The organism is Yoonia maritima, from assembly GCF_043641945.1.
GTDB lineage: Bacteria > Pseudomonadota > Alphaproteobacteria > Rhodobacterales > Rhodobacteraceae > Yoonia > Yoonia maritima_B.
Genome location: NZ_JBHZRX010000006.1, coordinates 83,999 through 99,040 on the forward strand (window position 1 = coordinate 83,999; position 15,042 = coordinate 99,040).

Annotated in this window: 14 protein-coding genes; 11 read left to right on the plus strand and 3 right to left on the minus strand. The window is 53.9% G+C overall.

The window, feature by feature from the left end; translation table 11 throughout:
- Nucleotides 1–13: 13 nt before the first annotated feature.
- The 7 genes from ACHUEV_RS13700 to queG all read left to right on the plus strand — a co-directional run bounded on the left by ACHUEV_RS13700 (nucleotide 14) and on the right by queG (nucleotide 9,782).
- The gene (locus ACHUEV_RS13700) at nucleotides 14–685 is read left to right on the plus strand and encodes a hypothetical protein (RefSeq protein ID WP_394180778.1); all 672 of its coding nucleotides are present in this window, start codon (nucleotides 14–16) and stop codon (nucleotides 683–685) included.
- Nucleotides 682–1,392, plus strand: coding sequence for a hypothetical protein (locus ACHUEV_RS13705; protein WP_394180780.1), 711 nt, complete (start codon nucleotides 682–684; stop codon nucleotides 1,390–1,392). Before ACHUEV_RS13700 ends, ACHUEV_RS13705 begins: the two co-directional genes overlap by 4 nt.
- Complete coding sequence (gltB, locus tag ACHUEV_RS13710) at nucleotides 1,379–5,911, plus strand: glutamate synthase large subunit (RefSeq protein WP_394180782.1); 4,533 nt, start codon at nucleotides 1,379–1,381, stop codon at nucleotides 5,909–5,911. The genes ACHUEV_RS13705 and gltB overlap by 14 nt, the downstream gene beginning before the upstream one ends.
- A 269-nt stretch (nucleotides 5,912–6,180) precedes the next feature.
- Nucleotides 6,181–7,023 (plus strand): DUF481 domain-containing protein, encoded by an 843-nt coding sequence (locus tag ACHUEV_RS13715; RefSeq protein WP_394180784.1) that lies wholly within the window; start codon nucleotides 6,181–6,183, stop codon nucleotides 7,021–7,023.
- Nucleotides 7,024–7,225: 202 nt separating this feature from the next.
- Nucleotides 7,226–7,975 carry a monofunctional biosynthetic peptidoglycan transglycosylase gene (gene mtgA, locus ACHUEV_RS13720; RefSeq protein WP_394181069.1) on the plus strand — a complete coding sequence of 250 codons (750 nt, stop codon included), beginning with the start codon at nucleotides 7,226–7,228 and terminating at the stop codon, nucleotides 7,973–7,975.
- A gap of 64 nt (nucleotides 7,976–8,039) precedes the next feature.
- Nucleotides 8,040–8,705 carry an FtsZ-binding protein FzlA gene (gene fzlA, locus ACHUEV_RS13725; protein ID WP_106357278.1) on the plus strand — a complete coding sequence of 222 codons (666 nt, stop codon included), beginning with the start codon at nucleotides 8,040–8,042 and terminating at the stop codon, nucleotides 8,703–8,705.
- Between the two features lie 30 nt (nucleotides 8,706–8,735).
- Nucleotides 8,736–9,782: a tRNA epoxyqueuosine(34) reductase QueG gene (queG, locus tag ACHUEV_RS13730; protein ID WP_394180786.1), complete on the plus strand. Its 1,047-nt coding sequence runs from the start codon at nucleotides 8,736–8,738 to the stop codon at nucleotides 9,780–9,782.
- On the opposite strand, the gene ACHUEV_RS13735 is transcribed toward queG, so the two are convergent.
- A complete protein-coding gene (locus ACHUEV_RS13735) occupies nucleotides 9,750–10,775 on the minus strand; it encodes a fatty acid desaturase (protein WP_394180788.1) in 1,026 nt (341 codons plus the stop codon). The genes queG and ACHUEV_RS13735 overlap by 33 nt on opposite strands.
- A 113-nt stretch (nucleotides 10,776–10,888) precedes the next feature.
- On the opposite strand from ACHUEV_RS13735, the gene ACHUEV_RS13740 reads away from it, so the two are divergent.
- A complete protein-coding gene (locus ACHUEV_RS13740; protein WP_394180790.1) occupies nucleotides 10,889–11,809 on the plus strand; it encodes a DMT family transporter in 921 nt (306 codons plus the stop codon).
- Nucleotides 11,810–11,812: 3 nt separating this feature from the next.
- Here ACHUEV_RS13740 and ACHUEV_RS13745 read toward each other — a convergent pair whose 3' ends face one another.
- Nucleotides 11,813–12,412 (minus strand): hypothetical protein, encoded by a 600-nt coding sequence (locus ACHUEV_RS13745; RefSeq protein ID WP_394180792.1) that lies wholly within the window; start codon nucleotides 12,410–12,412, stop codon nucleotides 11,813–11,815.
- Nucleotides 12,413–12,603: 191 nt separating this feature from the next.
- Here ACHUEV_RS13745 and ACHUEV_RS13750 point away from each other — a divergent pair, with 191 nt between their 5' ends.
- Nucleotides 12,604–12,780 (plus strand): hypothetical protein, encoded by a 177-nt coding sequence (locus ACHUEV_RS13750; protein ID WP_394180794.1) that lies wholly within the window; start codon nucleotides 12,604–12,606, stop codon nucleotides 12,778–12,780.
- A gap of 39 nt (nucleotides 12,781–12,819) precedes the next feature.
- On the opposite strand, the gene ACHUEV_RS13755 is transcribed toward ACHUEV_RS13750, so the two are convergent.
- Nucleotides 12,820–13,689, minus strand: a complete 870-nt coding sequence (locus ACHUEV_RS13755) for a branched-chain amino acid aminotransferase (protein ID WP_394181071.1) — start codon at nucleotides 13,687–13,689, stop codon at nucleotides 12,820–12,822.
- A gap of 147 nt (nucleotides 13,690–13,836) precedes the next feature.
- On the opposite strand from ACHUEV_RS13755, the gene ACHUEV_RS13760 reads away from it, so the two are divergent.
- Together ACHUEV_RS13760 and ACHUEV_RS13765 are read left to right on the plus strand one after the other, a co-directional pair.
- A complete protein-coding gene (locus ACHUEV_RS13760) occupies nucleotides 13,837–14,343 on the plus strand; it encodes a MarR family winged helix-turn-helix transcriptional regulator (RefSeq protein ID WP_394180796.1) in 507 nt (168 codons plus the stop codon).
- A complete protein-coding gene (locus ACHUEV_RS13765) occupies nucleotides 14,340–15,041 on the plus strand; it encodes a response regulator (protein WP_394180798.1) in 702 nt (233 codons plus the stop codon). The genes ACHUEV_RS13760 and ACHUEV_RS13765 overlap by 4 nt, the downstream gene beginning before the upstream one ends.
- Nucleotide 15,042: the final 1 nt, after the last annotated feature.

Below are 15,042 nucleotides of genomic sequence, written 5' to 3' on the forward strand. Positions count from 1 at the left end.
GAAAGGTTAAGACATGATGAAGCCTCTATTGACTGTCGCCGCTCTTTTGTTGGCTTCACCTGTCGCAGCACAGCATAGCTTTGCCGCGCCAGAAGGATGCGAAGCTAAGCTGACCGTTCAGCAAAAGGGCTGCGTGATGGTCAATGTTTGGACATGCGAAGCGGACGAAAAAGGCGACCAGTGGATCGCCCTGATCGGCCAGACTGGCGTGTTCAGCATTCAGCGTGTTGATGACGAGTTCCAGTGGATGGAAACATATTCTGTCATGGGCAACGAAGCGTTGATGGAGCCAGTCGAGGATCCATCTTCTTTGACCGAACTTTTTGCCAATCAAGTCGACACATGGGATTTCACTATTGAAACCGAAGAAGGCCCAGAGCGTAACGTCGGTTTTGACATGTTGACTGGCCAAACCATCGAGATCGACGGCGAAACCCTGTACGAGACCGAATTTCAGGGCCAGACATTGGATGAAGACGGCAACGTTTTGGACACAAGCAGTGGCCGCCAATACGTGAGCAAAGATCACCGCCTGTTTTTCTTCGGCCAGTCTTGGTCCGACGAAGCACCTGATCAGATCACCGACATGTCGCCAGTCGAATTCATCTATCCGGGCGAGCCGGGGTTTTTTGCGGCCGAGCCTGTCTTCGAATGCAACCAGATTGAGACGAGCTATCAGCCATGAGGATTGCAATTGCTCTTTTGATTGCTGCCAGCCCTGTCGCTGCGCAGGATAGCCGGCCGACATTCAGTCTACCTGCCGGCTGTACCGCGTATCTGACGGTGCAAAGTGCAAGCTGTCAGGTCGATCATCACTTCACCTGCGAAGGTGACACACCCGGGCACCAGCGCCGCGTGTCGCTAGATGAACAAGGCATGACATATGCTGGCGAAATCGACGGTGAAACGCAATGGATCGCTAGTTTTCACGCGCTGACTGGCCATAGCGAACGTTTGATGCCGAACCCCGCAGAGCCAGCGTCGTTGTCCGATTTGATTGCTACAGGTGTGGATGACTATGATTTCAGCACAATGTCTGACCAGTTCGGCGAAACGCATTTCGTCGGTCAGGACACCTTGACCGGTCGCGAAATAACAATTGATGGCGTCACGCTGCTTGAAACAACCTATGACCTGACCGCCAGCGATGCTGAAGGCACGGTGATTTGGTCCGGCAAGGGCAAGGAATTCATCAGCCCTGAATGGCGCATGTTCCTGTCCGGCACAGGCGTAACCACAACACCCGAAGGGCAATTCGAACACGACGACCGCCCTGTCGAATTCATCTTTCCCGGGGAACCGGGTTTTCTAAGCACACGGCCAAAACACGGCTGTGGGGTTGCGATCTCATCCGCACCACTTTCTGAGGAGAACACCTATGACCACTTATGATCAAGCTTGGGTCGCGGCTGAGGAAGCTAAGCGCAAATGGATGACCGAAAACGGTCTGTACGCTGACGAAGACGAGCATTCGTCTTGTGGTGTTGGCCTTGTGGTCTCCATCGACGGTACACCTTCGCGTGGTGTTGTCGAAAACGGGATCGACGCGCTAAAGGCGATTTGGCACCGTGGTGCTGTTGATGCTGACGGCAAAACAGGTGACGGCGCGGGTATCCACGTGCAAATCCCTGTCCCATTCTTCCAAGATCAAATCCGCCGTACTGGTCACGAGCCAGAAGACGGTGAAATGATTGCTGTTGGTCAGGTGTTTCTGCCACGTACCGATTTCGGCGCCCAAGAGCGCTGCCGTACAATCGTTGAATCCGAGGTTCTACGCCTTGGTCACTATATCTACGGCTGGCGCCACGTTCCGGTGAACACCGAATGTCTGGGCGACAAGGCGAACGCCACACGCCCAGAGATCGAACAGATTCTGATCCGCTGTGAAAAAGACATCGACGAAGAACAGTTCGAACGTGAACTGTACATCATCCGTCGCCGTATCGAAAAAGCCGCGGCTGCGGCGCAGATCAACGGTGTCTACATCTGTTCGCTGTCTTGTCGGTCGATCATCTATAAAGGCATGATGCTGGCTGAGCAGGTAGCAGAGTTCTACCCGGACCTGCTGGATGAACGTTTTGAATCGGCATTCGCGATCTACCACCAGCGTTACTCCACAAACACTTTCCCGCAGTGGTCACTGGCTCAGCCATTCCGCATGTTGGCACACAACGGCGAAATCAACACGCTGAAGGGTAACGTCAACTGGATGAAGTCCCACGAAATCCGGATGGCATCGAGCGCCTTTGGTGACAAAGCTGAAGACATTAAGCCGATCATTCCGTCGGGTGCGTCAGATTCGTCTGCGTTAGACTCTGTTTTCGAGGTATTGGTACGTGCGGGACGCAACGCGCCGATGGCCAAAACGATGCTGGTTCCCGAAGCATGGGCGCAGCAAGCATCTGACATGCCACAGGCGTGGCAGGACATGTATAGCTATTGCAACGCCGTGATGGAGCCATGGGATGGCCCAGCCGCGCTAGCGATGACCGACGGTCGTTGGGTCTGTGGTGGCCTTGACCGGAACGGTCTGCGTCCACTGCGTTACGTCGTAACTGGTGACGGTCTGTTGATCGCAGGTTCCGAGGTTGGCATGGTGCCAATCGACGAAGCCACTGTTGTCGAAAAAGGCGCGCTTGGTCCCGGCCAAATGATTGCCGTCGACATGCAAGAAGGCAAACTGTTCCACGACACCGAAATGAAAAACGTGCTTGCCGGTGCGCAGCCGTTTGGTGAGTGGATCGAAAAAGTTGTCGATCTGACTGATCTGATGGGCGATGTAGCCGAGGAATCCATGTTCGAGGGTGCAGATCTGCGTCAGCGTCAGGTTGCCGCCGGTTATTCCATTGAAGACCTAGAGCAAGTTCTGGCACCAATGGCCGAAGACGGCAAAGAAATGATCGCGTCGATGGGCGACGATACCCCGTCTGCGGTTCTTTCAAGCGTCTACCGCCCACTGTCGCACTTCTTCCGTCAGAACTTTAGCCAGGTGACCAACCCGCCAATCGACAGCCTGCGTGAAACACGCGTCATGTCGTTGAAAACACGTTTCGGTAACCTGAAAAACGTGCTGGACGAAAACTCGTCCCAAGCCGAAATTCTTGTGCTGGAAAGCCCATTTGTTTCTAACGGTGAATTTGGTGAAATGGTGCGCCATTTCGGCGATAATGTCGCCTTTATCGATTGTACGTTTGAAACTGGGCGCGGTGCGCTTTCTGCAGGTCTTCAGCGTATTCGCGAAGAGGCCGAGGATGCTGTGCGTTCAGGTGCTGGCCACCTTGTCCTGACTGACCAACATCAGTCGGTGGACCGCGTTCCAATGCCGATGATCCTTGCGACATCTGCTGTACACTCTGGTCTGACATCAAAAGGTCTGCGTACATTCTGTTCAATCAACGTACGTTCTGCGGAATGTATCGATCCGCACTATTTCGCGGTGTTGATCGGCTGTGGCGCGACGACAGTGAACGCCTATCTGGCGCAGGACTCGATTGCGAACCGTGTTGAACGCGGATTGCTCGAAAGCAATCTAACCGAAGCAGTCAGCCGTTACCGCAAGGCGGTTGATGCCGGGCTTTTGAAGATCATGGCTAAGATGGGGATTTCGGTTCTTTCGTCTTATCGCGGTGGTCTGAACTTCGAAGCTGTCGGTCTGTCACGTGCGATGGTTGCGGAATTCTTCCCGGGTATGCAAAGCCGTATCTCTGGTATCGGGACAAGCGGTATCCAAACCAAGCTGGAAGAAGTCCACGCGCGCGGGTGGAAAAACCCAACTGATATCCTGCCAATCGGTGGCTTCTACAAAGCCCGCCGTTCAGGTGAAAAGCACGCGTGGGAAGCGCAGACAATGCACATGCTGCAGGCTGCCTGTAACAACGCATCCTATCCGATGTGGCAGCAATACAGCAAATCAATGCAGGCTAACCCGCCGATCCACCTGCGTGACCTGCTAGCGATTAAGCCTATGGGCAAGCCGGTTCCGATCGAAGAAGTTGAAAGCATCACTGCGATCCGTAAACGCTTTGTCACGCCAGGCATGTCTTTGGGGGCGCTAAGCCCAGAGGCCCACCGTACGCTGTCGATTGCGATGAACCGTATCGGCGCAAAGTCGGATTCTGGTGAAGGCGGCGAGAGCCCAGAGGATTTCACACCAGAACCAAACGGTGACAACGCTTCTGCAAAGATCAAACAGGTCGCGTCTGGTCGTTTCGGCGTCACAGCCGAATACCTGCTGGCTTGTGAAGAACTTGAGATCAAAGTTGCGCAGGGTGCGAAACCCGGCGAAGGCGGTCAGCTGCCCGGCATGAAGGTCACTGACCTGATCGCCAAGCTGCGCCATTCGACAAAAGGCGTGACGCTGATTTCACCGCCGCCGCACCACGATATCTATTCAATCGAGGATCTGGCCCAGCTGATCTATGACCTCAAGCAGATCAACCCGATCTGTAAGGTCACAGTGAAACTGGTTGCTGCGTCTGGTGTTGGTACGATCGCTGCTGGTGTTGCTAAGGCGAAGGCCGACGTGATCCTGATTTCAGGTCACAACGGCGGTACAGGCGCATCACCGGGTACATCGATCAAATACGCTGGTCTACCGTGGGAAATGGGTCTGACCGAAGCACACCAAGTGCTTGCCATGAACAACCTGCGTGAACGTATCACATTGCGGACAGATGGTGGCCTACGCACTGGGCGTGACATCGTCATGGCTGCGATGCTTGGTGCCGAGGAATACGGCATCGGTACTGCTGCGCTGATCGCGATGGGCTGCATCATGGTGCGCCAGTGCCAGTCAAACACTTGCCCTGTCGGCGTATGTACACAAGACCAAGCACTGCGCGACAAGTTCACGGGTAACGCGGACAAGGTCGTGAACCTGATCACCTTCTACGCAACCGAAGTACGCGAAATCCTCGCTAGCATCGGTGCGCGTTCGTTGGATGATGTTATCGGCCGTGCCGATCTGTTGACGCAGGTTAGTCGTGGTTCTGCGCATCTTGATGACCTTGACCTGAACCCATTGCTGATCACAGTCGATGGCGCGGAAAAGATCACTTATGACCGCAACAAGCCACGTAACGCTGTCGATGACACGTTGGATGCGCAAATCGTTCAGGACGCTGCGCGCTTCTTGAACGAGGGCGAAAAAATGCAGTTGGATTATGCAGTGCAAAACACATTGCGGACCATCGGCACACGCACGTCTAGCCACATCGTTCAGAACTTTGGCATGCGCAATGAACTGCAACCCGATCACCTAACGGTCAAACTGCGTGGCTCTGCTGGGCAGTCGCTGGGTGCATTTGCAGCGCCGGGCCTCAAGCTCGAGGTTTCTGGCGACGCGAACGACTATGTCGGCAAGGGTCTGTCGGGTGGTACAATCGTTGTGCGTCCGCCAATGGTCAGCCCGCTGGTTGCTGCCGATAACACGATCATCGGGAACACTGTTCTGTACGGTGCGACTGACGGTTATCTGTTTGCGGCTGGTCGCGCTGGCGAACGTTTCGCGGTGCGGAACTCTGGCGCGACAGTCGTGATCGAAGGCTGCGGAACCAACGGTTGTGAATACATGACTGGCGGTGTTGCAGTAATCCTCGGGTCAATTGGTGCGAATTTTGGTGCAGGTATGACGGGCGGTATGGCCTATCTATACGATCCAAAGGGCGAGGCCGCAGACCTGATCAACATGGAAACATTGGTGACGAACCCTGTGACCGTGGATCACTGGCTCGATCAACTAAAAGGCCTGATCGAACGCCACGCGAAAGAAACAGGTAGCCGCAAAGCTGCTGACATCTTGCAACACTGGGAACTGGAGAAAGGCAACTTTGTCCAAATCTGCCCGAAAGAAATGCTGGTGCATCTGAAGCATCCGCTAAGCATCGAAGACGCAGCCATCCCAGCTGAGTAGAGACATAAAGCCCCGCAAATAGCGGGGCTTTTCTTTTGAAATGAAGGCTCTTGGTGGTGCTTGTCTTAGGTGGGCAGCTGTATCTGTCGGCATTAAGTTTGGGTTTCAACTGTTCATAGGATCCTGTTTTCAAGCCCAAATTTTTACAGGGCGCGGTTTACCGCTTTGGGGAAATTTTGAAATCGTTTACCTCTCCACTCTAGGCGCGGCACGCGTCAGGTCTGTCCCTAGTTGCGGCTTCGGCTGCAGGAACTAACAAGGATAGACCAATGAAAATAGCGGCAACAATTATCGCATCCGCAGCCATCGCAGGTATCGCCGGGGCATCGGCCCAAGCACAAGAAACAACATTCGATAATCAGGATGCAGCTGCCAACGCAGTTGAAAACCTTGAAGAGCAGATCCGTGAGGATCGTGATCGCGATCTAGACCGTTTTGGCAATTCTGGCCGTCGTTTGGGTTCATATGGTTCGCTGTCCGCACGCGCGACCGCGACAAGCAATGATGGCGACGACGAAAGCGATTTGGGCGTAGGTCTACGTTTTGGTAACTACGACGGCGTTAACGGCTTTGACGTCACACTGAGCTATAACTACGGCAAATCTGACGGCGAAGTGACCCAGAACAACTTGCTTGGTGGGCTCGACTATCGTCGTGACCTTAACGCCAACCTTTTCGCGTTCGGTAAACTTGATGTCGCGTCTGATCGTCTTGCTGACGAAGACGGTGACTATGAGCTGGACACATTCCTTGGCACGGGGATCGGTTATCGGATCTTCAATGACGCAGAGCGTCAGTGGTCAGTCCAAGCTGGTCCTGGCTACCGAGTCGCCAAAGTTGTCGGTGGCGAAGATGTTCGCGAAGTTGCTGCTAGCGTGTCTTCCAACTACTTTCAGAGCCTGAACGACTTTAGCTACCTTACAAACGATACTGATGTCATCTCGTCTGAAACCGGTACGCTGGTCAACAACGAATTGGCGCTGAGCGTATCTATGACGCAATCGCTAGCTTTGCGCACAAGCCTGACAACGCAGTTCAACGACGCAACGGATGCCGATTTTGGCGATGCGCGTAACACCTTGGGTGCGTCAGTCGTTTATAATTTCCGCTAATCACAACAGAGTCTACACAGTCTTAGTAGATGCTTATAAAGGGACGGTGAAAGCCGTCCCTTTATTCTTGTAAGACTTAGAAATATTACCCGACAAGGCAGTAGTGTTACCGTTGTTTTCAATCCGCAGCATTTCATAGAACTGACATCACCCCTACGCGTAAGGGTTGACCACATCGTTGCCTGCGTGGCTTATGGTGCCGATGGCAGAGCGTAAAACACCCAAAAAGAAACCCGCGCCCAAAAAGCGAAACACGCGGAAAAAACAGCCCGGCTTGGTCGAGCGGGGCTGGCAAATGGTGCGCCGGGTGATTTGGGGTTTTGGTTTTGCAGTGCTTGGATTCGTTTTGTTAGCGACCTTGATTTACGCGGTCGTCCCGCCGCCAACGACCCCATATATGTTCTCGGAACGCAGCCGTTTGGGTTCAATCAAATATGACTGGACCCCGATCGAGGATATCGCACCAGTGATGGCACGCTCTGCCGTGGCAGCAGAGGATGCCAATTTCTGTTTGCATTGGGGGTTGGACGTCAACGCCATCCGTTCCGCGATTGATCGTGGGCGTGGTGGGGCATCGACGATTTCGCAACAGGTCATCAAAAACGTCTATCTTTGGCACGGGCGCAGCTGGCTGCGCAAAGCGATGGAGGCATTATGGACCCCATTGTCAGAGGCCGTTTGGACCAAACGCCGTATTCTTGAACTGTACCTAAACGTCGCTGAATTCGATGAGGGTGTGTTTGGTGTAAAGGCTGCTGCGCGCCATTACTTTGGCGTGGATGCTGCGAATCTGTCTGCGACACAGGCCGCAAGGCTTGCCGCGATTCTACCCGCACCGAAAACCCGTTCGGCATCAAACCCCAGCCCATACACCCGCGATCGGACCTCTGCCATCATCAGCGGAGCCCAAACAATCAAGGCGGATGGCCGCGCGGATTGTTTCGAAAGCTGATCCAACCATTGATCCGGACGCGCCCTTGCTGCATTGAAGAGTAAAACCGATTTGTGAGTCCGTCATGAACACCCTGTATCATTACCCGTTGTCCCCGTATTCGCGCAAAGTGCGGTTGTGCCTTGCCGAAAAGAAGATCGAAGTCGGTCTTGTCGAAGAACGCTATTGGGAACAAGACGCTGAATTTCTTCGCCGTAATCCAGCCGGAAAAATTCCTGTTCTTAAGATGAACGGTCGCATGATGGCGGACAGCAATGCGATCTTTGAGTACCTCGAAGAATTGCACCCAACGCCCGCTCTTTTGCCGCGCGAGTTGGATGCCCGTTACGAGGCGCGACGCCTTGTTGGGTGGTTCGACGATAAATTCTATCACGAGGTCACAACAAAGCTGATTGGCGAACGTGTATATCGCAAGGTGATGGGAACGGGTTACCCGGACAGCACGAACGTCAAAGCAGGGGCGCGTGCGATCAAGTACCATCTTGATTACATGGCCTATTTGCTGGAAGACCGCCGTTGGCTTGCTGGCAACGAAATGACGATCGCAGATTTCGCGGCAGCGGCGCATTTGTCCTGCCTAGATTACACCAGCGACGTTGACTGGAACCGCCACGAGGTCGTGAAGGACTGGTACGCCAAGATTAAATCGCGTCCGGCGTTCCGGTCGCTTTTGGCGGATGAGGTGCCTGGTTTCCAACCGGCTGCGCACTATGCTGATCTGGATTTCTAAAGGTAGCGGAACACGTTCTGCTGTAAGCCAGTGAAGGACCGGTTGGTCACATACGCCCAAGAGGCGGGGTTCGCTAAGGTAGGCATCTGCCGCCCGGATTCAGTTCCTGAGATTGCCGACCGATTAGCGACATTTGTTGATGCAGGGATGCATGGACAAATGGAATGGATGGCGGAACGGATGCATTGGCGGGGCAACCCCGCCGCGCTTTGGCCAGAGGCAAAGTCAGTTATAATGCTGGCTGAACCTTACACGCCGGAACATGACCCGCTCGAGGTATTAGATCATCCTGACCGTGCCGCGATTAGCGTCTATGCCCAAGGGCGCGATTACCATGATGTTGTGAAAAAACGGCTAAAGCGCGTGGGGCGTTGGCTGATCGAACAAGTGCCAGAGGCCCAGATCAAGGTTTTCGTGGATACGGCCCCGGTTATGGAAAAACCACTGGCGCAGGCTGCTGGGCTGGGCTGGCAGGGAAAGCACACCAATGTTTTGGGGCGCGATCTCGGATCTTGGTTCTTTATCGGCGCGATTTTTACGACGGTTGAATTTGAGCCGGATACGCCAGAGTTCAGCCACTGCGGTAGCTGCACGGCGTGCCTTGATGTCTGTCCAACGTCGGCCTTTCCAGCCCCGTATCAGTTAGATGCGCGGCGCTGTATTTCCTATCTGACGATCGAACACAAAGGTCCGGTTGACCTCGAATTACGTGCCTTGATGGGGAACCGGATTTACGGTTGTGATGACTGTTTGGGCGTTTGCCCGTGGAACAAATTCGCAAACACGGGCCGTGACGCGAAATATGCCGCGCGCGAAGATCTGATCGCACCGCCGTTATCCGAGCTTGCTACGCTTGACGATGCTGCTTTTCGGGCGCGGTTTTCGGGGTCGCCTATCAAACGCATTGGGCGTGACCGTTTTGTGCGCAACGTTGCGTATGCCATAGGCAATTCGGGCGACCGGACCCTTGCTGGTGCGGTCGCCCGATTGATTGATGATTCTGACCCTACCGTCGCAGAGGCTGCAACGTGGGCGTTGGACCAGTTAGGCGGCGGCGCGGCGGGCGGCAGCGAATGAAACTAACCGGCGCTTTTTCTCGTCCCAAAGATCAAGGCTCGCGCACTTGACGCTTTGCAGCATTGTTAGGCGGCTAACTTCGATCAATTCTTGATGGTCGCGTAGAACCTCTGTCAGGCGATAAAACGGGATACGGCTGTACAGGTGGTGTACGTGGTGGATCCCGATGTTCGCTGTGAACCAACGCAAGATAGGTGGCAAATCATAGTGAGAGCTGCCGTGCAGCGCGGCCTCGTGTAGTTGCCAATCTGGTGCCTGTTCCCAGTGCGTGGTTTCAAACTGGTGCTGGACGTAGAACAGCCACACACCAACCGACGCGGCGATAAGAGTCGTTGGAAGGAATACGAGGAACAATGCCTGCAAACCGCCGAAATATACGATCGTACCAAGGATCGCCGCGATTGCTGCGTTTGTCCCCATGGCGCTGATCCAATATTTTTTGCCTTGGTCCATCAAACCCAGCGGAAGGCGGTTTTGAAGGATGAACAGGTATGTTGGGCCAAGGCCAAACATCACGAGCGGATGCCGGTAAGCGCGGTACATGAAACGACCAAACGGCGTGCGCTGATGGTATTCTTCAACAGTCAGGGTCATCACGTCACCAATGCCGCGGTGGTCAAGGTCACCCGCATGGCTGTGGTGGATTGAGTGTGTGCGACGCCAAACGTCATAGGGGGTCAGTGTGACCACGCCTAATACGCGGCCGACCCAGTCGCTGACTGTCCGGTTGCCGTAGAATGAACCGTGTCCGCAATCATGCTGAATGCAAAACAGTCGAAGAAGGAAACCGCCGTTGAGAGCGGAAATTAAGAACGCCCCCAAATAGCTGTATTGTGCGACCCAGCAGGCAAGAATCCATAGGCCAACAAACGGAACAAAGCTAATCGCCAGTTCAAAACTGCTTCGAAGGCTGTTCGGTTCACGGTAACTTGCGAGAATTCTTACCCAATCACGTGGGCTAGTGGATGTCGGAGTGGTATTATCTTTGGGCATGCAGTGCTTCTTATTGTGAGTGCGTAACGGATACCTTAACGCAGATCGGTATCAAGGAATAAAGGCTTCAATGTGGTTGCTATGCGGCCTAGGGTGCCCAAAAGGAGACAATCATGCAGCCGCTGCGCGGAATTCTTCTCAAGGTGATGTCGGTCTGCATGTTCATGGCGATGTCGAGCTTGATCAAAGCTGCCTCGGACGATGTGCCGCCAGGCGAGGCTGTGTTTTTTCGGTCCTTCTTTGCGCTTCCAATAATATTGGGCTGGCTCGCGATTCGAGGAGAGCTGCGGCATGGCTGGAAAACCAAGAATCCGATGGGTCACTTTTGGCGCGGATTGGTAGGAACGTCTGCGATGGGCCTTGGTTTTACGGGCTTAGGGTTGCTGCCATTACCAGAGGTTACGGCCATCGGTTATGCCGCACCTCTATTGGTGGTCATCTTTGCAGCGATGTTTTTGAACGAACAGGTTGGCGTGTTTCGTCTTTCGGCGGTGGCGCTTGGTATGGTTGGGGTTCTTATCGTGCTTTCACCCCGACTTTCAGTTGGGGCGTCGTTGGGCGCATCTGAAACATTGGGCGCGGTTGTCGTTCTGATGGGGGCAGTTATGGCCGCCTTGGCACAGGTTTTTGTACGTAAGCTGGTCAGCACCGAAGGCACCGCTGCCATTGTGTTTTGGTTCACTGTCACATCGTCTGTTATGGCATTGTTTACAATCCCATGGGGCTGGACGGTTCCGCCAGTTTCAATGGCTTTGATGTTGATACTGGCAGGCCTGTTTGGGGGCATCGGGCAGATATTCTTGACCTCAAGCTACCGATTTGCCGACGCGTCATTGGTCGCACCGTTTGATTATAGCTCTATGATTCTTGCGTTGGTGATCGGTTACTTTGTTTTCGACGAGGTGCCGACCGGGACGATGCTGTTTGGCGCAGCCGTGGTCATTTCGGCAGGTGTGCTGATTATCTTGCGCGAACGCCAGCTTGGGCTAAAGCGCACGCGGCAACGCAAAGCGACAGGTAACGTCGGCGGCTGAACGTTACTCGCGACCGAAGGTGCGTTTCAGAGTGCCGCGCACCGTAGCGATTTTACGTGCCAGACCCGGCGCAATCGGCGGTACATCTAACCCTGCCTTGGCGTATTTATCCCAAAGATGATGAGAGTTGTCGGGCGACTTATGCGCAGGCAGATGCATCAATTCACCGCCGCGTGGTTCCAGAAAACGCTGTGGAACTTGAAAGGGTAGTGATCCGCGCGGTCTGGCGATAACTTTTTGATTTAGCCGCGAAATCTGTCGAAGTGGTGCGTCGCGTTCTTCGACCCGTAGGCGATGCGTTCGGAATGAACCTGTGTCCCAGTTCACCAAGACTCGTGCGAAAATCTGATCGTCGCTTGGGTGCAGGGGTAAGGGTTTTGGGTCGTCGAGGTGTTGCGCAGGATTGCTGCGATAGAAAGCATGCACCGCAATTGCGAAATCGCATTCAGGTTGGTTCAGCATCCAAGAAATAAGCGTGTTATGTGACGCGTATCTGGCGCGGCGGATCGTGTCGAGCCACAGATCTTGGGGCGCGCCCTTTAGAACTTGCCGGATTTCGTCTACGGCCGTTTTGTTGCCATTCTCTGGTTGTTTGGAAAACATCGTGAAGGGGTTTCTCGTCGAGTCGCTGAACTGATTACTTGGCCGGTTATACTGTGAAAACTGGCCGAAATTTGTTCATAGACCGCGAGATTAATTATTTTATGCAGGAAATGTGCATGCTTGGCACACGTTTAACGCGTGCGGAATTCTGATTCTTTGTGCTATACTGATCGCCCAGTTGGGAGGATGATATGAGAAAGCACGTACTTGATAGACCCGAAGGCCCACCCAAAGTAGCTGTTGGCCGGATGATGTCAGTTGCCCGTAGCACCAAACCAAGCAAGCAAAGCATTATCCTGCAGCGGCGCAAACGCGCGCGCATGGGTAATGGGCTTGTGAGTGCGTATCGCGCTCACCGGCTTCACTAATGAATTGGCCTTCGCAAGGTTATTGCGAAGGCCAAGCTATTAAGAGCGAACGAGCTTTTCGTAGTCTTCGGCGATCTCTCGGGTCAGCGCGCCGACTTCGAATGTGTAGTCACCGATCTGGCCTACTGGGGTTACTTCCGCTGCAGTGCCGGTTAGCCAGCATTGCTCAAACCCTTCGAGCTCTTCTGGCAGAATGCGGCGCACATTGACCTTGATCCCTTTGGCCTCGAGCATGCCGATCACTGTCTGGCGAGTGATGCCGTTCAGGATCGCATCTGGATCAGGTGTGTGCACTTCGCCGTCTTTGACGAAAAAGATGTTTGCGCCAGTCGCTTCGGCCACATAGCCGCGATAATCCATGAACAGCGCGTCGGAACAGCCTTTGGCTTCGGCGGCGTGTTTGGACATTGTGCAAATCATGTAAAGACCGGCGGCCTTAGCCGCTGTTGGGATCGTTTCCGGTGACGGGCGTTTCCATTTCGCGATGTCCAGCTTTGCGCCTTTCATCTTAGCGTCACCATAGTAGGCACCCCATTCCCACGCTGCGACAGCCATGCGCACTGGGTTTTTGTTGGATGCGACACCCATGTCCTCGCCTGCGCCACGATATGCGATCACACGCACATAGGCATCATCCCAACCGTTGGCTTTAAGAACGTCGTATTTGGCTTTTTCGATCTCTTCGACCGAGTATGGGATATCCATATCAAGAAGCTTGCCGGATTTGATCAGGCGCTCAGAGTGTTCGACGGATTTAAAGATCTTGCCATTGTAGCAGCGCTCGCCTTCAAAAACAGATGACGCATAGTGCATAGCGTGGGTCAGAATGTGAACGTTGGCATCGCGCCATTCGACCAATTGGCCGTCCATCCAGATTTTGCCATCACGGTCATCATATGCACCAGCCATCATTGCCTCCACGGGAATTTGCATTTGTTACGACATTAGGTCCGTTTTGGACATAATATTGCGTGTTTTGTGGGTTTCGCTAGCAGTTGATTCTTGGAATGTCAACAAAGCTGACGTATTGTTCCCTTAGCTATAAGGAGTACGCGCATGGGTGACGGGCCGCAGCCGCAGACTGGACAAAGTCTACTTTTTCTTACCGACGAACAGTTGCGTAAAGGGATCGAAGCGATGTTCTTTGCCTATCGCGGGTTCACCGCAGATCCTGACCGTATTCTTGAAGATAAGTCCTATGGCCGTGCACATCACCGTGCTATTCACTTTATTCATCGAAGTCCCGGAACGACTGTGAATAATTTGCTGTCTATTCTTGGTGTTACAAAACAATCGCTTAATCGTGTGTTGCGCACACTGATCGAAGACGGTTTGGTAGCGAGCACTGTCGGCAAAAAGGACAAGCGTGAGCGACATTTGCATCTAACCGCTGAGGGGGAAGCGTTAGAAAGAGCATTGTCGGATGCGCAACGTGATAGAATGCGGGCGGCATATCGTGCTGCGGGCCCTGCCGCCGTTGCGGGGTTTCGGCAAGTGTTGGAGGCCATGATGGATGACCAGGCGCGTCACCATTATGAGGCGATGAAGGATGTTACGGAATGAAGGCTGACGACGCCCATTTATTGATTGTGGACGATGACGAAAGAATTCGCAGCCTGTTAAGAAAGTTCTTAGTGCGAAGCGGTTTCCTTGTGACGACCGCACGTGATGCAGCCCATGCGCGTCGCATTTTGTCTGGATTAGAGTTCGACCTGATCGTGCTGGATGTCATGATGCCGGGCGAAGATGGTGTCACGCTGTGCCGTGACCTGCGTCAAAAGTTGACGACTCCGATCATGTTGTTGACCGCAAAGGCCGAAACGGATGATCGTATCTCGGGGCTCGAGGCGGGCGCCGACGATTATTTGTCTAAGCCCTTTGAACCCAAAGAACTGCTGCTGCGGATCAATGCGATCTTGCGACGTATGCCAGAGGCAGAGCCCGCCGTTGTGTTGCCCAAGGTGATGCACATGGGGCCAGTTCGCTATGACATTGAACGTGGTGAGATGTGGCAGGGCGAAGAGCTCGTGCGCCTGACTGCAACTGAAAGCCAGCTTATGCGGATTTTCTCTGGCAGTCCGGGTGAAGCAATCACGCGGGCGCAATTGGTCGAAGAACTAAGCCGGTCTGGCGGTCAGACCCAAGAACGTGCCGTCGATGTGCAAATTACCCGTCTACGTCGAAAGATCGAAGTTGATCCAAAGCAGCCTCGTTATCTGCAAACTGTTCGGGGTGCTGGGTATATGCTTGCTCCGGAGTGAC